Origin of the sequence: Enterococcus viikkiensis, from assembly GCF_005405345.1 — a bacterium.
GTDB classification, from domain to species: Bacteria; Bacillota; Bacilli; order Lactobacillales; family Enterococcaceae; genus Enterococcus_A; species Enterococcus_A viikkiensis.
The window spans coordinates 123,644-145,464 of the sequence record NZ_BJDW01000001.1; the positions used below are offsets into that span (position 1 = coordinate 123,644).

General features: G+C 41.2%; 22 protein-coding genes and 1 tRNA gene. 3 read left to right on the plus strand and 20 right to left on the minus strand.

Annotated elements, in window-relative coordinates:
* Positions 1-139: 139 nt before the first annotated feature.
* From nadE to groES, 5 genes are all read right to left on the minus strand, one after another.
* The gene (gene nadE, locus FFM67_RS00575; protein WP_137612734.1) at positions 140-964 is read right to left on the minus strand and encodes an NAD(+) synthase; all 825 of its coding nucleotides are present in this window, start codon (positions 962-964) and stop codon (positions 140-142) included.
* Positions 965-977: 13 nt separating this feature from the next.
* Positions 978-2,450: a nicotinate phosphoribosyltransferase gene (locus FFM67_RS00580; RefSeq protein ID WP_137612735.1), complete on the minus strand. Its 1,473-nt coding sequence runs from the start codon at positions 2,448-2,450 to the stop codon at positions 978-980.
* Positions 2,451-2,593: 143 nt separating this feature from the next.
* Entirely contained in the window at positions 2,594-2,953 is a 360-nt protein-coding gene (locus tag FFM67_RS00585) for a DUF1827 family protein (RefSeq protein ID WP_137612736.1), read from the minus strand.
* A gap of 234 nt (positions 2,954-3,187) precedes the next feature.
* Entirely contained in the window at positions 3,188-4,813 is a 1,626-nt protein-coding gene (groL, locus tag FFM67_RS00590) for a chaperonin GroEL (protein WP_137612737.1), read from the minus strand.
* 21 nt (positions 4,814-4,834) lie between these two features.
* The gene (gene groES, locus FFM67_RS00595; RefSeq protein WP_137612738.1) at positions 4,835-5,119 is read right to left on the minus strand and encodes a co-chaperone GroES; all 285 of its coding nucleotides are present in this window, start codon (positions 5,117-5,119) and stop codon (positions 4,835-4,837) included.
* A gap of 198 nt (positions 5,120-5,317) precedes the next feature.
* On the opposite strand from groES, the gene FFM67_RS00600 reads away from it, so the two are divergent.
* Both FFM67_RS00600 and FFM67_RS00605 read left to right on the plus strand, forming a co-directional pair.
* On the plus strand, positions 5,318-5,977 hold the full coding sequence (locus FFM67_RS00600; RefSeq protein ID WP_137612739.1) for a CPBP family intramembrane glutamic endopeptidase: 660 nt from the start codon (positions 5,318-5,320) through the stop codon (positions 5,975-5,977).
* Between the two features lie 66 nt (positions 5,978-6,043).
* Positions 6,044-6,664 carry an NAD(P)-dependent oxidoreductase gene (locus tag FFM67_RS00605; RefSeq protein WP_137612740.1) on the plus strand — a complete coding sequence of 207 codons (621 nt, stop codon included), beginning with the start codon at positions 6,044-6,046 and terminating at the stop codon, positions 6,662-6,664.
* A gap of 58 nt (positions 6,665-6,722) precedes the next feature.
* On the opposite strand, the gene FFM67_RS00610 is transcribed toward FFM67_RS00605, so the two are convergent.
* The 13 genes from FFM67_RS00610 to FFM67_RS00670 form a co-directional block, all read right to left on the minus strand.
* Entirely contained in the window at positions 6,723-7,535 is an 813-nt protein-coding gene (locus FFM67_RS00610) for an RnfABCDGE type electron transport complex subunit B (protein WP_137612741.1), read from the minus strand.
* A 56-nt stretch (positions 7,536-7,591) separates the two neighbouring features.
* Positions 7,592-8,182: an electron transport complex protein RnfA gene (locus tag FFM67_RS00615; RefSeq protein ID WP_137612742.1), complete on the minus strand. Its 591-nt coding sequence runs from the start codon at positions 8,180-8,182 to the stop codon at positions 7,592-7,594.
* Positions 8,182-8,859: an electron transport complex subunit RsxE gene (rsxE, locus tag FFM67_RS00620; protein WP_137612743.1), complete on the minus strand. Its 678-nt coding sequence runs from the start codon at positions 8,857-8,859 to the stop codon at positions 8,182-8,184. The genes FFM67_RS00615 and rsxE overlap by 1 nt, the downstream gene beginning before the upstream one ends.
* A gap of 12 nt (positions 8,860-8,871) precedes the next feature.
* Positions 8,872-9,429 (minus strand): RnfABCDGE type electron transport complex subunit G, encoded by a 558-nt coding sequence (locus tag FFM67_RS00625; protein ID WP_137612744.1) that lies wholly within the window; start codon positions 9,427-9,429, stop codon positions 8,872-8,874.
* Entirely contained in the window at positions 9,426-10,367 is a 942-nt protein-coding gene (locus FFM67_RS00630) for an RnfABCDGE type electron transport complex subunit D (protein ID WP_137612745.1), read from the minus strand. Before FFM67_RS00630 ends, FFM67_RS00625 begins: the two co-directional genes overlap by 4 nt.
* Complete coding sequence (gene rsxC / locus FFM67_RS00635; protein ID WP_137612746.1) at positions 10,364-11,689, minus strand: electron transport complex subunit RsxC; 1,326 nt, start codon at positions 11,687-11,689, stop codon at positions 10,364-10,366. The genes FFM67_RS00630 and rsxC overlap by 4 nt, the downstream gene beginning before the upstream one ends.
* 366 nt (positions 11,690-12,055) lie before the next feature.
* Positions 12,056-12,865, minus strand: a complete 810-nt coding sequence (locus tag FFM67_RS00640) for an MBL fold metallo-hydrolase (protein ID WP_137612747.1) — start codon at positions 12,863-12,865, stop codon at positions 12,056-12,058.
* A 48-nt stretch (positions 12,866-12,913) separates the two neighbouring features.
* Positions 12,914-13,759, minus strand: a complete 846-nt coding sequence (locus FFM67_RS00645) for a two-component system regulatory protein YycI (RefSeq protein WP_137612748.1) — start codon at positions 13,757-13,759, stop codon at positions 12,914-12,916.
* Complete coding sequence (locus FFM67_RS00650) at positions 13,760-15,073, minus strand: YycH family regulatory protein (protein ID WP_137612749.1); 1,314 nt, start codon at positions 15,071-15,073, stop codon at positions 13,760-13,762.
* On the minus strand, positions 15,070-16,899 hold the full coding sequence (gene walK / locus FFM67_RS00655; protein ID WP_137612750.1) for a cell wall metabolism sensor histidine kinase WalK: 1,830 nt from the start codon (positions 16,897-16,899) through the stop codon (positions 15,070-15,072). Before walK ends, FFM67_RS00650 begins: the two co-directional genes overlap by 4 nt.
* Positions 16,900-16,901: 2 nt before the next feature.
* Positions 16,902-17,606, minus strand: a complete 705-nt coding sequence (yycF, locus tag FFM67_RS00660; protein WP_137612751.1) for a response regulator YycF — start codon at positions 17,604-17,606, stop codon at positions 16,902-16,904.
* A 341-nt stretch (positions 17,607-17,947) separates the two neighbouring features.
* The gene (locus FFM67_RS00665; RefSeq protein ID WP_137612752.1) at positions 17,948-18,802 is read right to left on the minus strand and encodes a DegV family protein; all 855 of its coding nucleotides are present in this window, start codon (positions 18,800-18,802) and stop codon (positions 17,948-17,950) included.
* A complete protein-coding gene (locus FFM67_RS00670; RefSeq protein WP_137612753.1) occupies positions 18,795-19,343 on the minus strand; it encodes a DUF1836 domain-containing protein in 549 nt (182 codons plus the stop codon). The genes FFM67_RS00665 and FFM67_RS00670 overlap by 8 nt, the downstream gene beginning before the upstream one ends.
* Positions 19,344-19,500: 157 nt before the next feature.
* Here FFM67_RS00670 and FFM67_RS00675 point away from each other — a divergent pair.
* A tRNA-Lys gene (locus FFM67_RS00675) sits at positions 19,501-19,573 on the plus strand.
* A 224-nt stretch (positions 19,574-19,797) separates the two neighbouring features.
* Here the strand turns inward: FFM67_RS00675 and FFM67_RS00680 are convergent.
* Positions 19,798-20,751, minus strand: coding sequence for an ABC transporter ATP-binding protein (locus FFM67_RS00680; protein WP_137612754.1), 954 nt, complete (start codon positions 20,749-20,751; stop codon positions 19,798-19,800).
* Between the two features lie 16 nt (positions 20,752-20,767).
* Positions 20,768-21,814 carry an ABC transporter ATP-binding protein gene (locus FFM67_RS00685; protein WP_137612755.1) on the minus strand — a complete coding sequence of 349 codons (1,047 nt, stop codon included), beginning with the start codon at positions 21,812-21,814 and terminating at the stop codon, positions 20,768-20,770.
* Positions 21,815-21,821 lie beyond the last annotated feature (7 nt).

A 21,821-nucleotide genomic window follows, 5' to 3' on the forward strand; every position in this document is an offset into this window, starting at 1 on the left:
ACTGCGCATATCATCCAACTAAACTACGCTCTTCATAAGTCAACTACGCAATAATCGCGCACCTGAACTCAATATCCTGCGAAAAGTTGGACTGACAAAATAAGCTTAGCAGAGGTTGATTCCCTGCTAAGCTTATTGGTTATTTCCAAAAATCATCAAAGACGGAAATTGGTAAATGGCGTTTGTGTTGGGTTTTATTCCACCAATTTTCTATCGTTGTTTGGGCTGTTGAATCAATATTTTTTCCTTCAAGGTAGTCATCAATATTGTCATACGTGACCCCTAAGGCGACTTCATCGGCAACTAATGGCTTGCCATCTTCTAAGTCGGCGGTTGGAATTTTTAAATACAAGGCTTCATCTGCGCCTAATTCTTTCAGCAGCATTTTCCCTTGCCGTTTGTTCAAGCGAAACAGCGGTAAGATATCCGCTCCGCCGTCACCAAATTTAGTAAAGAAGCCAGTCACATTTTCTGCGGCATGGTCCGTACCCACTACGGCTCCTTGATTGTCGCCGGCGATGCCATATTGAGTGATCATCCGTTGCCGTGCTTTGATATTGCCTTTATTGAAGTCGCTGATGGTGATCCCTGCTTCTTCAAGTGCGGCGACTTGCGCATCCACCGCGCCTTTGATATTTACCCGTAAGCTGACATCGGGTTGGATAAAGTCCAAAGCTCGTTTCGCGTCCGCTTCATCCGCTTGCTCGCCATAAGGCAAACGGACAGCAATAAATTTATAGCTATCGTCACCAGTCTCAGTTCGCAATTCTTCCATCGCTAATTGCGCGAGACGACCGGCTAATGAAGAATCTTGTCCGCCACTGATTCCTAACACAAGTGTTTTTAAAAAAGGATTTTTAGTTAAATACGCCTTCAAAAATTCAATACTCGTCCGAATCTCCGCTTTAGGATCGATCGTTGGTTTTACACCTAGTTCTTTAATAATCGTTGTTTGTACTGTCATAAACTATCCACTCCTAATCGTCTTGCTGCATTTTCTTCACAGAATTGCGAACTTGATCCATAATTTTATTCTTATGGTTCCAGCAATCTGTTGAAAGGTCAACTGGATATTTTTGTGGATTCAAATCACGTTTATATTCTTCCCACAATGAGTTTAAGCTCTCTTTAGCGGTTTGTTTTACCACTTCCAAATCTGGCAATTCATACACCAATTTTCCATCGACAAAAATATCTTGTAAAATTGGCCGTGCTTCAAAATTGCGCACCGTCTTGTTAATGTACGTATAGACCGGATGGAACATGAAGATTTCACTTTCTTCTCGTGGGTCTTCATCCCACAGAGTCACATAGTCCCCTTCTGATTTACCGTCAGAATTACGGGTGATCCGCCAAACTTGTTTTTTACCTGGTGTCGTGACTTTTTCAGCATTACTGGAAAGCTTGATGGTATCCATCATCTCCCCTTTCTCGTTTTCGATCGAGACAAGTTTAAAGACCGCGCCTAATGCCGGCTGATCGTAAGCAGTAATTAGTTTCGTGCCTACACCCCAAACATCGATCTTCGCGTGTTGCATTTTTAAATTCAGAATCGTTCCTTCATCTAAATCATTTGAAGCATACACTTTCGCATTCGGAAAGCCAGCTTCATCTAATTGTTGACGGACACGTTTAGAAATATACGCCATATCGCCGCTATCGATACGAACCCCTAAGAAATTAATCTGGTCTCCCATTTCTTTCGCTACTTTGATAGCGTTAGGAACACCTGAATTTAAGGTGTCATAAGTATCCACTAAAAAGACGCAATCACGATGCGTTTGTGCATAGGCTTTAAAGGCATCGTAGTCATTGCCGTAAGATTGGACCAAAGAATGGGCGTGGGTCCCACTGTCAGGGATACCAAAAATTTTTCCTGCTCGCACATTACTAGTAGCATCTGCACCACCAATATACGCTGCTCGTGTCCCCCAAAGCGCCGCATCTAATTCTTGCGCCCGTCGTGTTCCAAATTCTAATAAAGGATCGTCGCCAATCACAGATTTAATTCGAGCTGATTTCGTAGCGATCAACGTTTGGAAATTAACAATATTTAACAAGGCTGTCTCAACTAGTTGGCATTGTAATAATGAACCTTCCACTTGAATGATTGGTTCATTACTAAAAACCAACTCGCCTTCAACCGCTGAACGTACGGTACAAGTGAATTTAAACTCTCGTAGGTAATCGATAAAAGCATCTGGGTAGCCTTCGACCTCTTTTAAATACGCTAAATCACTTTCACTAAAGCTCAATTTTTCCAAATAATTAACCAATCGTTCCAATCCCGCAAAGATGACATAACCGTTATCGAATGGCATATTACGGAAATAACATTCGAATACCGCATGAAGATCGGCACGTCCAGTCTCCCAATAGGTTTTCATCATATTGATTTGATAAAGATCCGTATGGAGGGTCAAACTGTCATCTTCGTACAACTTTTTCATAATCATGCTCCTTATTTGTTTTAGTAATCTAAACTATTTTAAATATTATATCACAAGAGGGGCTAACTCGGGATTACAAGCTTCCCTGACCCAAGTCTACATTCATCAAAAAAAGAAAGACCCACAGTCTTTCTTTTGCGACATTATTTTTGTGGAACTTTGTATTCTATCGCGATCATGTCTTTATAGTTTTCCTTCGGCCACATGCCAGCTTCTAAGATTTGCTTTTTATAACCGACATCAACAGTTACCGCTTGACGATCAACTTTCAATAAGCGATGAATAATCGTATCCACTTCTTGATGACTAATCTTCCGTTGGCGATTCAAAAGTAGCAACGTGATCGTGTCAAAGCGATCCGCGTAAATGATTTTTGTTCGGTCATACGCATACAATTTCAGTAATTTGATTGCTTTACGATTATTAAACATATACTGCATAAGGTTTGGGTACAGTGTTTCTAAATTTACATTGCTATTTAAAGGTGTCTCAATTAATTTCATACAATTAGCTCCTTTGATATTTTTATTCCTCGTCTACTATCTAATTTTAACATAGGAATGGAAGCATTTTTGATATATAAAAAGATTTTTTTCCTAAAAAATAAGTAAAAAAACATGATTATTCTTTAAATGCTCGAAAATAGTCGTTTCTTTCAAACAACATTACCGACCAACCAAAGATCAAAAAAAGCATCACCGGAATTTTCCGATGACGCTAAATTGTTTCGAGGATGCTTACATCATGCCGCCCATCATTGATGGATCCATTGCAGGGGCTGCTGCGCCACCTTCAACGGGTTTGTCAGCAACAACTGCTTCAGTTGTTAATAATAATGCTGAGACAGAAGCTGCATTTTGCAGTGCTGAACGGGTTACTTTCGTTGGGTCAACGATTCCTGCATCGATCATATCAACATACTCACCAGAAGCAGCGTTGAAACCAGTGCCACGATCGGCATTTTTTAACTTGTCGATAACGACTGAGCCTTCAAAGCCAGCATTTTCAGCAATTTGACGAACGGGTTCTTCTAATGCGCGAACCACGATCTTGATACCAGTAGCTGCATCGCCTTCAGCCTCTAAATCTGCGACCTTCTTAATCACGTTGACTAAGGCAGTTCCACCACCGGCAACGATTCCTTCTTCAACAGCCGCACGGGTTGAATTCAAAGCGTCTTCGATTCGTAATTTTAATTCTTTTAATTCTGTTTCAGTCGCTGCACCAACTTTAACAACAGCAACTCCGCCAGCAAGTTTTGCTAGACGTTCTTGTAATTTTTCACGGTCAAAATCAGACGTTGTTTCACTGATCTGACGTTTAATTAATTCAACGCGTTCAGTCAAGCGTTCTTTGTCGCCTGATCCTTCAACGATCGTAGTATTGTCTTTATCAACAACGACTTTACCAGCTGTCCCTAAGTTTTCGATTGTAGCTTCTTTAAGATCTAGCCCTAGGTCTTCTGTAATGACCGTCGCTCCAGTCAAGATCGCGATGTCTTCAAGCATTGCTTTACGACGATCACCAAAACCAGGAGCTTTCACTGCCACAACGTTAAAGGTTCCACGGATTTTGTTCAAGACTAATGTTGGCAAGGCTTCACCATCAACATCATCAGCGATGATCAATAATGAACGAGATTGTTGCAACACTTGTTCTAACAACGGCAAGATATCTTGGATGTTCGAGATTTTTTTGTCAGTGATCAAGATGTATGGATTTTCTAAAGCAGCTTCCATTTTATCGTTATCAGTTACCATATATTGAGATAAGTAACCACGGTCGAATTGCATCCCTTCAACAACATCTAATTCTGTATCGATCCCTTTAGATTCTTCAATAGTAATAACGCCGTCGTTACCCACTTTTTCCATTGCTTCAGCGATCAATTTACCAACTTCTTCGCTGCCAGATGAAACGGCCGCAACTTGTGCAATAGCATCTTTTGAGTCAACGACTTTAGAAATGCTGTGTAATTCTTCAACAGCTGCTTTAGTTGCCATTTCAATTCCGCGACGAATTCCCATTGGGTTTGCGCCGGCAGTCACGTTTTTCAAGCCTTCACGAACGATTGCTTGAGTCAAAACAGTGGCTGTAGTTGTTCCGTCACCAGCAATGTCGTTGGTTTTTGACGCAACTTCAGAAACAAGCTTTGCGCCCATGTTTTCAAAGTGATCTTCTAATTCGATATCTTTTGCGATAGTGACTCCATCATTTGTAATCAGTGGAGAACCATATGATTTTTCTAAAACAACATTACGTCCTTTTGGCCCTAATGTTACTTTCACTGTATCTGCTAATTTGTCTACCCCACGAAGCATTGCTGCACGTGCGTCTTCAGAAAATTTGATTTCTTTTGCCATAATTTCTTCACCTCATTATTTTTATTCGACGATTGCCATAATATCTTTTGCAGCGATAATCAAGTATTCACTGCCGTCATATTTTACTTCTGTTCCAGAATATTTTTCAAACATTACCATATCACCAACAGCTACTGGCATTGGACTTTTTTCACCGTTTTCTAGTACATTGCCTTCACCGACAGCGACAACTTTTGCCGTTTGTGGTTTTTCTTTGGCTGCAGAAGCTAAAACTAAACCTCCAACTGTTTTTTCTTCTTCTTGAGTAACTTCAAGAATGACACGATCACCTAATGGTTTTAACACGATAAATCCCTCCAACTAGTAATGATATTCAATTTGTTAGCACTCGTTAACTTAGAGTGCTAACTCACAGTTATTATCATACTCATTTTCGATTCTTTTTGCAAGTCCTTCGTTTGTCTTTTTCGATTTTTCTCCAACTAAGTTTTTAAGTGAATTATGATATACTTGGGGACAATAAGAGTTTAGAAAGGAAAAATAATGAACGCAAAAAAATACAGCTTTATTACGATCTTTACTTATGGCTTAGTTTTATTCTCTCCCGTGATCTATTTGCAAGTCTTTCACGCGAACCCTTCACAAATTATTCAACTGACAACGTTGACTTATTTCTTAGGAGCGGCATTGATGATTTTTTATCGTTACAAGTCTCAGCTCTTCGGTATTGAGTCTCAACAAAAAAATGTTCTGATCGCCATTTTGATTGGCGTTATCGGGATACCGGTCTCGCTGCTATTGCAAATGCTCATTTTGCAAATTGAGCAACGCTTCCTAGGTCAATCTGCTACTTCTCAAAATACGCAAAATATTGTGGATTTAATCATGAACAATATGGTTTTTATTTTCGCTACTACCATCGCTGGGCCAATTATGGAAGAATTCGTTTTCCGGCGTGGGATTTTTGGGGCATTAGAAAAAAGATTCGGCTTTCTCATTCCGGCACTCTTAAGCTCATTACTTTTCGCCTTTGCTCACAATGACGGCCATTATCTTTTGTATGCCGGACTAGGCTTCTTATTCTGCGGCATGTATCGTTATACCGGACGAATCTGGACCTCCATGATCACCCATGTCGGGATGAACTTATTAGTAATTTTGACCCAGCTCGCTATTCATTCAGAAAAGTTGATTCAACACTAATCTTTTGCCTTTTTAGAAAAACCTCCTTAAACTGATACTAAGCAATCAGTTTAAGGAGGTTTTTTGATGAAAGTAGCAATTATTGGTGCTACCGGAAATGCCGGTTCGCATTTATTAAAAGAAGCACTCAATCGTGATTTAGCGGTAACTGCGATCGTTCGCCATCCAGAAAAGTTAGAGGTAAAGGTTCCCATTTTAGTCAAAGATTTATTTGAATTAACAACACAGGACCTAACTTATTTTGATGTTGTCATTGATGCCTTTCGCCCTCCAGTGGGCAAAGAATTTCTGCATCAAACCTCATTGCGCCATCTAACCGATTTATTAAAAGGAAGCAATACGCGGCTACTAGTCGTTGGCGGAACATCCTCTTTGTTCATTGACGAGGCGCATCGCATGATTGATCTTTCTGATCCTAATGCGGTCTACTATCCGACGGCCTATAATATGTACCAAGCATTTCTTGAACTAAAAGAGCACCAAGATTTAGGATGGACTTATTTAAGTCCGGCTGCAAATTTTATTCCTGACGGTGAACGAACTGCTCAATACCAAGTTAGTGATGAACATTTACGTAAAAATGCCGCTGGAAAAAGCGAAATCAGCATGGCCGATTACGCGATCGCTATGATCGATGAAGTGGTTGCACCAAAACACGAGAAAGAGCACTTCAGCGTTTATCATTAGTATCCGTAAAAATGGAAAGAGCCTCTTCAACAATTTGAAGAGGCTCTTTCTTTTATGATTAACTGTGAATAATTTCCTTTTTAGTCATCTCTACAATACAATTTTGCGGACAAATTTCTACGCACTCACCACAATTAATGCAAAGCTTCGGATCAATCACCGCTACATTGTTGACCATTTTGATGGCATTTTGCGGACAAGTCTTCACACAACGATTGCAAGTAATACAGCCGACATCACATATTTTACGTACGCTTCCGCCTTTTTCCTGATTAGAGCAAGCCACGATCGAAGTATTTTCCGCGGGCAGCATCTTGATTAAGTTTTTCGGGCATACCGCGATACACTTCAGACAACCAACACATTTTTCTGGATCAATCTTCGCGATCCCATCTACTACTTCGATCGCATCATAATCACAAACAGTCTGGCAATCGCCAAAGCCCATACAGCCAAATTGACAGGCTTGCGGACCACCAAAGATTTGATTGGCACCATAACAAGTGCTTGTTCCAGCATAATCCATTTTCTTATTCGTAAATTCGCAAGTCCCGTTACAACGAACAAAGGCAGCGACTCTATCTATCTCTCCGACCTCTACGCCTAAAATTGCGGACAAAGCCGTCCGGGTGGAGGCTCCTCCAGGTGTACAGTTGGTTGCGCTAGCCTCGCCTTGCACCATGGCTTTTGCATACCCGTCACAACCGGAAAAGCCGCACGCCCCACAGTTAATCCCTGGCAACGCTCCTCTTAGTGCTTCTTCTTTCTCATCGACAGGTTTATGGAAAATGATCGTAGCTAATGAAAGGATTACTCCTGCGATCAAACCCATTCCGCTGACGATGCCAATGGGTAACATGATCTCCGTCATTTACGTCCCTCCTATTTTGTCTGAATGATTCCTGCAATTTCCCTCAATCAACAGATTTATCGGAACAATCCTTCCGCCAATCCAGCAAAGCCTAAAAATGATAACGCAACGATTGCTGCCGCAATCAAAGTGATCGGCAATCCTTGCAATGATTTAGGAATGTCATTGCCCTCCAAGCGACCTCGAACGCCTGCAAAAATCACCATTGCGACTAAAAATCCGATGCCGGCAGCAAAAGCGTTAACCATCGATTGAATAAAGCTATAATTTTTTGAAAAGTTCAAAATCGTTACGCCTAATACCGCACAGTTGGTTGTAATTAAAGGCAGATAGATGCCCAAAGCATTGTATAAAGGTGTCATATAACGTTTCATCACGACTTCCACCAACTGAACAAGTGCGGCAATTGTCAGGATGAACACAATCGTTTGTAAATAATCCAATCCCATCGGAATCAGCAAAGCGCTGTAGATAGGATACGTCACCAAAGTTGCTAAAACCATAACAAAAGTAACCGCTAATGACATTCCTACAGCAGTATCCAATTTTTTGGATACACCTAGAAACGGACAGATCCCTAAAAATTGCGACAAAACAAAATTATCCGTTAGAATTCCAGCAACTAAAATAGTCACGAAGGCCTGCATTAGTCTTCACCCGCCTTTTCTTCACAAATCGTTGTACAAGCTTCGGCAATTGGACAGGCAGAACAATCTATTTCCTTGCTCTCGCGGTCGCTAAGTTTATTCGCCACCATGACAAGCATTCCAAACACAAAGAATCCTCCCGGCGGCAGTAGCATAATCGTCATCGGCGGAACTACCCCGGCAGTGATAGAAAATCCTAATAAGGTGCCGCTACCTAATAATTCTCGGATCCCTCCCATACATAAAAGCGCCATGGTGAAACCCACCCCCATCCCCAAACCGTCTAAAGCAGATTGGATGACTGGATGATTTTTCGCGTAAGCTTCTGCCCGGCCAAGAATAATACAGTTCACTACGATCAGTGGCAAATAAATCCCTAAGGTCGCATCTAGCGCTGGTGCCAAAGCTTTCACCAGCAATTGGACCACCGTTACAAAACCTGCGATGATCGTAATAAAGGCGGGGATTCTTACCCGATCGGGAATCACTTTTCGTAAAAGCGAAATAACGATGTTGGAACCTAATAAGACAATTGTAGCTGCGATCCCCATTCCCAAGCCATTCATTGCCGATGTCGTCACAGCCAAGGTGGGACAAGTGCCTAACATTAGGCGAAGAACGGGATTTTCTTTAATTAATCCTTTAGTAAAAATAGCGGATTTCTTTTCATTTTCCATTCCTTCTCTCCCTTACTTCTTTGAGTCAGCGACTTGATCAAAAAGAGCAAGTGCTTTCTCAACTGATTTCACAACGGCTGTTGACGATTTAGTTGCACCGGTGACTGCTTCTACTTGATTTTTACTAGTAGGGGCGCTTTTGACAATTTCTGGTGAACCTTGGAGATTAGAAAATTGATCAACAAACTCTTTTTTTGTGACATTTTGACCCAAGCCGGGTGTTTCATTTGACGCATCTAAAATATCCACACCCACCACTTTTCCATCTGCTATGGCACTCATCACACTGACCTCACTGCCATAACCATAGGCCTCAGTGATAAACAAGTAACCTAGAATCTTACCATTTGGATCAAGTGCTTTATAAGCCTGCTGCCCACCAGTTAATTTTTCTTTCTGAAAATCCTGCGCTTTAATCAATTTTTTCATGACCGCTTGGGTTTGTGCCCATTCCTGCTTAGCGATCCGCTCCTTGAAAGCCGAGCGAGTCCCAGCAACGGCAAAAGTCACCACGAGGCAAATCACAAAGAGGCACAGTGCATCTAGTAAAATCACCTTTGAATGCTTCATTTCACCTTCGCCTCCTCACCAAAGACTTTTGGAATCGTTAAATGCTCGATATGAGGAACGAGGATGTTCATTAATAAAATCGCGTAAGATACTCCTTCAGGCAATGCCGCAAAGAAACGAATCAAGACAGTTATGAGACCACAGCCAACACCGAAAAGGATCTTTCCATTTTTGGTGACCGGAGAAGTCGTATAATCCGTTGCCATAAAGATAGCGCCTAGTAATAACCCGCCGGACATTAGTTGATACAACGGATTTCCTCCTAGTAAAGTAGCTAAGATAACCACGGTTCCGATGAAACACAGCGGAATCACAGGTGATATCACCTTGCGAGCGACTAAATAGACTCCTCCAATCAGCAATGCCAAAACACAGGTCTCGCCTAAGCTCCCTGCACGAATCCCTAAAAACATATCCAGCAGCGAAGGAATTTTTTGGCCGGTTTGCGAAGCTGAAAAGTACGATGCAGATGAAATCACATCGGGTCGAAACATATAATAATTTAATGGTGGCTGCCATGTACTCATTTGAGAAGCAAAGGACATCATTAAAATGATCCGAGCGGTGATCGCGGGATTGACAAAATTTTGCCCCACTCCGCCAAAAAATTCCTTCACAATTACAATGGCGATCACTCCACCTAAAGCAGCCATCCAAAAAGGTAGTGTCACCGGCAAGTTTAGTGCGAGTAAAATCCCGGTAACGACCGCAGTCAAATTGTGGATCGTATCCGACCGCTTCAAGATTTTCCTCGTTAAATATTCACTTAAAACACAAGCCCCCACGGTGACAATAATCAACATAAGGGCACGAAATCCAAAGATGATGGTAGCAGCGATCATTGCTGGAATCAAAGCAACAATCACATCCAACATAACGCTACGAGTGCTACGTCCACAATGCAGGTGAGGCGAGATGGAAACAGGTAATTTATTCATCGAACAGCCTCCCTTTCCATTTGTTTGGCTTGCTTCATTGTTTGAACAAGTCTACGGCCTGCTGGACACACAAATGCACAGCAACCGCACTCCATACAGGCTGAAACATTCAGCTTTCTCAACCCCTCTACATCCTTATTACGGGTACAACGTTCAATCTGCACCGGCAAAAGTGACATTGGACAAGCGGTGACACAGCTTCCGCAGCGAATGCAAGGAGATTCCTCCGGCAAACTTTGCGCCGCTGATAATATGGTAATCGCATTCGTTTGCTTCGTGATCGGTAAGTCCATTGAAAATTGGGCGACCCCCATCATCGGGCCTCCTAGAATTATTTTGCTAGGCTCGTCGACCAAGCCGCCGCAATAATCAATGACTTCGCCAATTGGCGTTCCAATCGGTACGACAACATTTTTAGGTTGGGCAACATTTCCATCTATGGTGATTCTTTTATGGGTCAAGGGCATGCCAATCTCGATATAACGCTGCAAAAGTGAAATCGTTGAGATATTCATAATCAAGCAGCCTACTTTAGACGGAAGTTTTCCTGGAGGTATTTTTCGACCAGTCGTGGCATAGACTAGCATTTTTTCTGCCCCTTGCGGATATAATGAAGGAATCTCCATTACGTCGATTGTCGGATCAAGCTCCGCCAGCTCATTCAAGTGATCACGCAGTCTTTTCAATCCTTTTGGTTTATTACGTTCAATCCCAATGACACCATGTCGAATATTCAAATACTTCATCACTAGTTGCATCCCAGATATAATTCGATCTGGATACTCCAAGCTTTCACGATAATCCGACGTAATAAAGGGTTCACATTCAGCGCCATTAATGACCAGCGTATCAATTGGCGTATCCTCTTTAACGGCAAGCTTTACATGCATCGGAAAACCTGCACCCCCGATTCCAACGAGACCACTGTCGCGAGCGGCTTTCAACAACTCTTCTTTTGAATGAATCTCAACGGGGCGTGGTTCAGGAAACTCTACCGGTAAGCCGTCACTTTTTAGATGGATTGCTTCACAGGTTTGTCCATTTGCCAGTAACACAGGTTTGATTCCTTTCACTTTGCCGGATACTGACGCATGGATCGGAGCGGATACAAACGCCTCTGAATCACCAATCACCTGACCAACAGTGACGACATCCCCTTTCTTTACTATCGGCTTACAGGGACCACCAATATGTTGTTGCATAGGGATCATCACAATTTCAGGAGGTTCCATATAAACGCTCTCGTATTCCGCGGTATTTTTATTATGCGGAACTTTGACGCCTCCTTTAAATTTTGCAATCGCTTTAACCAATGTATCCATGGACTATCCTCCCTTGTAATGTGAAGAAACAAACAATAGTGATTTTACTAGTGAATTAAATTCTATTTTATCTTTTAATATCAGTATTATTAATTGTGAAAATCATTTCTATCTACCTTTGAGAAATGATTTTACCCTCTCCATTATTTGTTATTATACTCTTATATAAAGCGCTTTCACAATCGATTCTAGTGAGAATCGTTCTTACTAGCATCAAAATCATCATGAAAATAAAAATAATTTGTATGATTCGCTCTTTCCACCCCTATTGTTTGATAGTATCAAGGTGGTAAAAAATGAAAAGAGCAAACAAAAAAAGTGTTTAGAAGATCGGCCTGCCGTCTTCTAAACACTTTTATGACTATTTTAAATGGCAAATAATTCTGTGGCACTATCTGGATCCGTATCAAAGATTTGGAATTGATGATTGACACCAAGATCGTAACGGGTCAAGGTCTCTTCCATCGTCATATGAGCCAGTTCCTTCATATTATTCTCTCTACTTAAATGCCCTAAGTAGATTCGTTTGGTTCGATCTCCGAGAATATCTGTCATGACTAATGCTCCATCATCGTTGGATAAATGTCCGCGATCTCCTAAGATGCGCTGTTTCAAGCTCCAAGGATACGCCCCCATCCGCAACATTTCTAAATCGTGATTGCTTTCGACTAAGTAAGCATCTGCATCGCGAATTGTTCCTCGCAGATGTTCACTAGCATAGCCCGTATCCGTCAACATGACAAACGAATGACCATCCTTATAGAAACGGTAAAATTGTGGTGCTGCCGCATCATGAGACACGCCAAAACTTTCGATATCTAAGTCTCCGAAAGTCAAAACTTTTCCCATTTCAAAGATATGCTTCTGTTCAACATCAACTTTTCCAATTAAAGGAGCCATCGCTTCCCAGGTTTTTTCATTCGCATAAACAGGTAATTTATATTTTCTTGCTAAGACCCCAACGCCATGAATATGGTCGCGGTGTTCGTGGGTAACTAAGATTGCATCCAGATCTTCCGGTTTTCGATCGACCTCTGCTAATAACGAAGTGATTTTCTTCCCGCTTAAACCAGCATCTACCAAGATTCGCTTTTTCGGACTCTCGAGGTATAAAGAATTGCCGGTACTACCGCTTGCCAAGACACTGACATTGAAGGCCTGATTCATTTCTAACATGAGCAATTGGTCCTCTCTTTTAAAACTGTCCTCAGTATACAACCCTTTTTATGGATTTTCCACTTTTGGAACTAAATTATTTGTGATCACTTGATTGTTCAACGCATTGACCTTTTCGATCTGTGTCGTCTTATCCGCGGTTCTAATTTTGACAAACCAGACAGGCACATAAACATTTTTTTCTCGCACTTCCAAGGTTCTAAAATAGCCTAGATAGACATTCGTGATCGTGGATTTTGCTGGAATATTATTATTGATATACAAGGTATTCAAGATTTCCTTTTCTGAATAAAGCGCCATTTTTTCCCGTAATGGCTCGATCTCTTTCAACCGAGTTTGTGTATATTTCAAGACTTGTACTTCACCATCAGATTTTTCGACGTCTAAAATCACCCGTGAAGTCTCATCCATAAAAGGAATTCCTTCATAAGACTGAGCCCCGACAATTTTAGCGAGCTCATCTTCCTTTTTCGAAATATCCGGTAAATAAGAATATTGTTGGCCATCCATAATAACTGTGTTTTCCTGCATCAGTTGGTTAAAACTTTTCTGGGTCGTTTTTAAGTTAAACTCCCGATTTTGACTAGGATAATACGTTAAAATTTTGTCAGAAACACTGGCTGTTTGTGCGATTGTTTGATTGGAAGGCTCCGATAATAATTTTTGGAAGTCATCTTGTTCAGCACTTAGATAGTACCCTTCGCGATGTTCATCAGAGATTTTTTCCTTTAACTCGATGTCATCATTTTTTAGTCGATGTATGATATCTTCCCGCTGCTTTGAATTGGTGACTAGGCTTTGCTCGTGTTGATTACTCCAGAAAATACTGAAAAGAAAAATATTCAATCCGATGAAAACGAAAAAGAAGATCCATTCAATTTTTCTAAAATCCATCTAGCTCGCCTCCGTTTCAAAATTACCTAGCATCATTTGATTTGCTGAATACCAGGTATCTTCATATTTGACGAACCATTCTGGAGTCAACGCAACTAGCTTATTCACTCCGTCGATATCTTGCCACGTATAGCCGATTATAAAACTGTTTATTTTACTTAAGTCGATCCCGGCTGCCGCTAAATTCGTTTCGATTTCTAAGGTACTTGGTAGTTCGACCTCTTCATCTGAAGGAATCGGAACTTGGACCGTATCCATGCTGGTTTCGATTTTGACTTGCGGTACCGTTGCTGTATTAGACGAATCAATCGTTACACTCATTTTCCCTTTGGAAGATTGGCTGAAGATCGGGTAGCCCTCAACGAAGATTCGATAATTTATTTTTCCATCATGGTGATTGAAATAGCGCAAATTACCAACCGCCGTACCTAATCGACTGACATAATTAAAGGTCTGACTATAGATGCTCTCATCTTCTAAATCCTCTGGCAACTCACCTGTAAACGTGACCTGTCGTTTTTGCTCGTCCATCATGATCTCTTCGTGACCACTAACAAATGAGCGGGCCCCGCTCTCTTCTTCTTCCCCTTTTGCCTGATCTGGATTTTGGAAAAAGGCATTCCGGAAAAGAGAGTACGATTGTGTTGTTAAAATATAGCTGTATTTTTTTAACCGAATCTGTTCTTTCGTCCGCAATAAACGAGGAATCAGTGAATTTTCTTCTGTCATCTCCAAATAGCGGATTTGATTTTTTTGATAAATTGTTTCTAAACTAGAAAAATCAGCTGAGATCGAGGCTTCATAAACCATATTTTTATGATAGTTCAAAAAGCGAATCTTTTTCTTTGAAAAATCGATTTGAATTTTCGAAAAAGAAATACTGTCCGCATCTTTCAAGGCCTTTAAACTGATGGGCATGTCGAAAACTTTGACGTACTCAGTCAGTGAAAAACCACCCTCATAATTCAATTCAATACCATGATCCAAACTGTAATAGCTTTGGATCGCTTCTTCACCTTCCGCCACTTGTTGCAGTTGACCAAAGGTACTTTCAGTCAGTCGAGCTTGAGTTGTCGCCAATAGATTCTCACTACTCGTCTGATATTTTCCATCTGCCAAATCCCAAATCCCTCGAATCGGTAAAAAAGCATCCGTCGCTTTCGCGTAGTTTTGATCATTTTTCACAGCTTGCTTACTAGTATTCACCTCGGCAATTTTAGCGGTAGGGCTGAGCCAGATAGCATAAGTCAAAGCCAAACTGATTAAGATCAACAGGAGAAGGGCTACGCGAATGATTTTTTCTGATAGTTTCATTCCCAAATATCCTCCTCATAAGGTTCATACGGTAAAGAAATATAGAAGGTTGAGCCTTTTCCTTCCACACTTTCAACCCAAATCTGCCCTTGGTGAGCTTTCATCACTTCTTTTGAGATTGCTAACCCCAGGCCGGTTCCTCCTTGTTTCCGCGCTCTTGCCTTATCGACTCGATAGAAACGTTCGAAGACTTTTTCCAAATCTTTTTTTGGAATCCCTAGTCCTTCATCCGAAATCCCCAAAACAACGTTGTTATGGGTTTCCATCAAATGAACTTCAATCTTCCCACCATCTGGTGAATACTTAATGGCATTATTCATAATATTATCGATGACCTGCATGATCTTGTCGGTATCAATTTCTACCCATAAGTCACGTTCCGTAAATTCGCGAATAATTCGATATTTTTTCTCTTGACTTGTTACCATCATGTCAAAGCGATCCAAAATATAATCGACGAGCTCATTGAAGTTGACTAATTCCAAATCCATTTGTTGTGCACCGGAATCCATCCGAGAAAGATTCAATAGATCATTGATCATCCGAATCATCCGGTCAGTCTCCCCTAAAGTCACACGAATAAAATCAGGCGCGATCTGTTCATCTTGCCAAGCCCCTTCTTCTAATGCCTCCAGATAACTCCGCACACTCGTTAATGGGGTCCGTAATTCATGAGAGACATTCGATACGAAATGACGCCGCTCCTCGGCCGTCTTCTCCTGTTCAGTAACATCATGTAAAACGACAACTAATCCACTAATAAAGCCTGATTCACGACGAATCATCGCGAAATCAGAACGCAAGGTCATACGGTCTTCATCCGCGTCAGATTTAGAACGGTTAATTAAAATCTCTTCTGGGGTCTCCAGTAATTTCCGCAAAGTATATTCTTCATCTAGCTCCAACAAAGTCAAAATCGATTGACCAATCGCTGACTCACTCGTGATATCTAATAAAGACAGAGCCATCTCGTTGATCGTAATGACCTTGCCTCGACGATCCGTGGCAATAACTCCGTCAGTCATGTGGGTCAATACGCTGTCCAAGCGATTCCGCTCGGCTTCCATCGTATCTTGAGCGTCTTCGATTCGATCGGATAATTTGTTAAAGGTCTCTGCTAATTGGCTTAATTCATCATGCCCATGGACTTCAACCTTTTCAGAGTAGTCCCCTTGGGCGATTCGAACGGCCTGCTTCTGCATCTCTTTGATTGGCTTGGTAATCGATCGAGCGACTAATAAAGCCACTACGATGGAAATCAAACCAGCGATCATCGAGGCGGTAAAAAAGATCAACGCAGTGTTACTGATCTCGGTATATTTTTGTTCAATGTCGCTCTTAACATAAAGAGCCCCGATCACAGCCGAATCGCCGGTCGGGGACTGAATAGGTTGGACATTGATATATACCCGTTTATTATTGTCATCAAGCGTTACATATTGTTTCATTGAAAAATCATCGATATCGCTGTACTCATTTTTTTTACCGACAATCGAATCCTTTTGCCCCACATCATTCGTGGCTAGAACAATTCCCTTATCATCAACGACCCACATATCAGTAATATCAGAAGCATTGTTGTTCTCAATAATGCGCTGAATTTGATCGGATTCATTGTCACTATCTTCTGTCATGGTGGCACCTAATGTCGTACTCAAATTAGCCACTCGTTGATTCATGTCTTTGGTAAAGGTATCGATCGTTGATTTTTCAAGTCCACGAATAAAATACGCGCCGATGATTTCAATCGAAATCAACAAGATTAAGATAAAGGAAAAAGCAATCTTGAAATTGACCGATCGATAAAAACGGACTTTTTTTTCCATAATTACTCCTGTTCAGGGTTGCGTAGATAATAGCCTACGCCACGTCGTGTTACTAAATAAGTTGGATGACTTGGGTTGTCTTCGATTTTTTCGCGGAGACGACGAACCGTCACGTCCACGGTACGGACATCTCCAAAATAATCGTAGCCCCAAACCGTCTGCAATAAATGTTCACGGGTCATTACTTGCCCGATATGCTTCGCTAAATAATGCAATAATTCAAACTCCCGGTGAGTCAGTTCAATGGTCTGACCACGCTTTGTTACCATGTAAGCATCGGGATGGATCGTCAAATCACCAATCGTCAAATCGCTTTGAGTCGTTGATTCTTCCTCCTTCGGTGCTTGGCCGCCGCGTCTTAGGTTGGCTTTCACCCGTGCAACTAATTCACGATTAGAAAAAGGTTTCGTTACATAATCATCGGCGCCTAGTTCCAAGCCTAAAACCTTATCGATTTCAGAATCTTTAGCTGTCACCATAATGATCGGCATCTCATGGGTCTTGCGTACTTCACGAGCCACTTCCAAACCATCTTTTTTAGGCAGCATTAGATCCAATAAAATCAAATCTGGATTGACTTCTTCGACTTTTTCCAAGGCCTCTTCACCATCAAACGCAGTAAAGACTTCATAGCCTTCTTTGGTTAAATTAAATTTTACGATCTCCGAGATCGGTTTTTCATCGTCTACAACTAGAATCTTTTTCACTAAGAGTCACCTCATACCTTCATAGGATTGTATGTACGCTTTACTATTATACAATAATTTCAATAGCGTTTCATCTTTTCAATTAGATGACCATTTATTTACAGGGTTTTAAGGGAGAAAAAAAGAAAAGTTTAATAAACACCTGCTCGTATTGAAAAAGATGCTAAGAATAATTCCATCACTAAGCCGTTTGTTTGCTTTCGAGGCTGTTAATTTTTGTAAGTTTGAGCACGCAAAAATACGTCTATTCAGATTGAAATTGCACCATAATCAGAATAGACGTATTACGTTTCAGATTAATAGTTCACAAACATTCTTGAACAAAGCCGCATCCTTAATAGTTAATCCAGCACTTGGCACACGACGCCTAATGAACCTGGACCAGTATGAACTGACAGTGCCGGTGAAACTTTTCCAAAGTAAATATTTTCAGCAGTCGGAAATAATTCCTGTAGCCGCTGACGCATTTTTTCCGCTGTTTCCATTGCATCTGCTTGAGTAATGGCCAAATTGAACCGTTTGTGGGTGCCGATTTGCTCTTTGACTAATTGGATCGTCTTATCAATACTTTTGTTTAATCCCCGCACTTTGGCAACCGTATAATAAATACCTTCTGGGTTGCAAGAAATAATTGGTTTTAATTTCAAGGCGCTCCCTAGTAATGAAGCAACTAGCCCAATTCTCCCACCTTTTTGCAAGTATTCTAAGGTATCTACATTGAAATAGATCTTAGTAGTAGGAATCTTGCTTTCCACTTCTTGAATAACCTCAGCAAATGATTTTCCTAGCTTCACTAAATCCCCAGCGTAAATCGCCAAGATTCCTGCACCAATCCCAACATTTTTCGTATCAATTGATTGGAAAGTCAATCCTTCATAATGTTCTCCTAAAACACGTAGCGCATTATACGTACCACTTAATCCACTGGAAATCGTCACAATGATCACATGAGTATAGCCTTCTGCTTTGATTTGGTCGAAGACTTCATGGATTAATTCGCCGTCGGGTAAAGAAGTTGTTGGCAGTTCTTTTTTAATCAAAGGAAAAATCGTATCGGAGCTGATATCCACCCCATCCTTATATTCTCGATCACTAAAAATAATTCGTAACGGCACCATAAAGAATGGACCACTATCCACGACTTCCTTCGGTACATCTGTTCCCGAATCAACTAAAATCGCAATTTTCTCATTCATTCTTTTCGCCCTCCTGTTCTTTATCTAATTGGATAATTTTTTCGGTTAACATTTTTTGGGTGAAGGAAGCAACAGCGCCTTCCATCGCCAAATAATAAAAATCGTTACTAGTTCTCGTTAAGCTGACCTCTTCGCCTAAAACGATTTTGGTGATTTGTAACAACTTTTCTTCCTGAACAATGCAAAAATTGTTGTACGCCTCTTGTGGTTCATATATAGCCAACTGCATCTGAATCAGCTCGTTGATATTAGGAATTGAGAACACCTGCTTTAATAAGGTAATCGCTATCAAATAGGCTAAGTGATTGCGATTATACCGCTTTTTAACAGGTGGCGGGACTAATTTATGTTTAACATAGTTATTGACCATCGCGCTTGATAACAACGGATGCTTCTCGTCTTCAATCAGTGGCGACAAATAACGATCAACAATTGTGATCACTTGATCCATATACAATTCTAATTCCGGTAACTCATCCCAGCGAGGTAGTTGAATTAATTTTAACTCCTCTGCCCAAGCTTTGAGTTTGGTTTCTTCCATGAATGTCCAACTCCTTTCATTCCTATTCTAACAAAATCATCATAATTATACAACATAGTTTCAAAAACGAGATAATTGAATGGCTTTCATAAAAAAATTTAGTTTTTCTTCTTGCATTTTTATTTTCTCAGTGCTAACATATGAAAGTACTTTGTTTGGGCCGTTAGCTCAGTTGGTAGAGCAGCTGACTCTTAATCAGCGGGTCGCGGGTTCGAGCCCCTCACGGCCCATTGGGTGCCAAACCCACGCCACATAAGGATTCTTGGCTACTTCGGTAGTTTAGAAAAGAGTCCTTGATGTGGCACTTTTTATTTTTATTAAAAATAAGTTAACTATAAAAGTACATGGATCTTTCCTTTGAAAAATAATCTAATTTTTTTATAGCTAGCTTTTAACTTCATAGAAAAAACAGCCCAAACAATGATTGTTTGGGCTGTTTTTTGTGTACAACAAATTAAACTGCTATTGCTTTTTCATTTTTTAAATGCTGCAATTTTTTCTTATAGTAGACTACTTCGTCTTCCGCTGCATAAATAAAATGACCTGGTCCGATTTCTCGTAGTGAACGCTCTTTGCTATCGTGTGGCTCGATTTGATACTTGATCCGGCGGCGTTGACGTTCATGATCAGGATCTGGCATCGGAATCGCCGATAAGAGACTTTCTGTATAAGGATGCACACCGAAGTGATAAATCTCCTCACTGCTACCCACCTCTAGTAAGTGCCCATTATTCATTACGCCGATCCGATCACTGATATGTTTCACCATTGAAAGGTCATGAGCGATAAACAAATAAGTCAAATTGTGTTCCTTCTGTAAGTCTTGTAATAAATTGACCACCTGAGCTTGAATCGATACGTCTAAAGCCGAGATTGGTTCATCACAAATAATAAAGCGCGGACGTACCGCCAACGCTCGGGCAATCCCGATCCGCTGACGCTGTCCACCAGAAAATTCATGGGGATAACGTGTGCCGTGACTTGGATTCAGTCCGACTGTCTCCAACAGGTCATTCACAATTTTATCCCGCTCTTTGCTAGTGCTAGCCAAGCCGTTGACGTCGATTCCTTCTGCAATGATGTCTTTGACTTTCATACGAGGATTCAAAGAAGCATACGGATCTTGGAAGATCATTTGAACATCCCGTCGAAATTGTTTTGAGGCCTCTTTGCCGTGGATTTTTGTAACGTCTTGTCCATCAAATAAGACTTCACCCGCCGTTTGCTGGTTCAAGCGAATAATCGTTCGTCCCGTCGTGGACTTTCCACTGCCGGACTCCCCAACTAATCCAAAAGTCTCGCCTTCTTCGATATAAAAACTGACATCATTCACGGCACGAACTTCATCTTTTCGGCCGGCATTGAAATATTGTTTTAGATTATTGACTTCTAACAGCCGTTTTGTCATAGTGATCCTCCTCGTGTTACGCAGAATGTTGTTTTTGTTTTTTTGCAAAGATATCCCAGCGCCGTTGAATCTCGGCAGGAGGAGTAACTGCAGGTGCTTGTGGTGCCAATAACCAAGTTGCAGCTTTATGGGTTGCTGAGAGCTCGAAAAATGGCGGCTCTTGCTCAGCATCTATTTTTAAAGCAAATTCATTTCGAGGATAAAAGGCATCGCCTTTTGGCGGGTCTAATAAATCAGGCGGTGACCCAGGAATCGCGTACAAGCGATCACTTTCACTTTCTAATGTTGGCATTGAGCCTAATAAGCCCCATGTATAAGGATGCTGCGGATTGTAGAAAATCTCTTCCGCTGTCCCAACTTCTATAATTTTACCCGCATACATCACCGCTACCCGATCAGCCACATTGGCTACCACCCCTAAATCATGGGTAATGAAAATAATCGATGTTTCGATCTTCGTTTGGATTTCTTTTAGTAATTCTAAGATTTGGGCTTGGATCGTCACGTCTAACGCTGTCGTCGGTTCATCGGCAATCAAGATTTCTGGATTACAGATTAAGGCAATCGCGATCACAATCCGTTGACGTTGCCCGCCGGAAAATTGATGGGGATAACTTTTTAAACGCTTCTCGGCATCGGGAATTCCAACTAAGTTCAACAAATCCAGGGCCGCTTTTAAGCCTTCTTTTTTCGAAACTTTTTTGTGCTTTCTTAAAGACTCGGCCACTTGTTTGCCAATTGGCATCGTGGGGTCTAAAGAAGTCATAGGATCTTGGAAAATCATAGCGATTTCTCGTCCACGAATTTTTTGCATTTCTTTTTCTGTTTTGTTGACTAAATTATCACCTTTAAATACTATTTCTCCCTGATCGATATTCGCATTACTGGAGAGTAGCCGCATGATTGTCCGGGTGGTTACAGATTTCCCGCTACCAGATTCTCCCACAATGGCTAAGGTCTCCCCTTTATTTAGTTCAAAATCGACACCGCGAATCGCGCGAACTTTTCCCGCATAGGTGTCAAAAGATATTTGTAAGTTGTTTACTTCTAGAATTTTTGTCATACGCTCG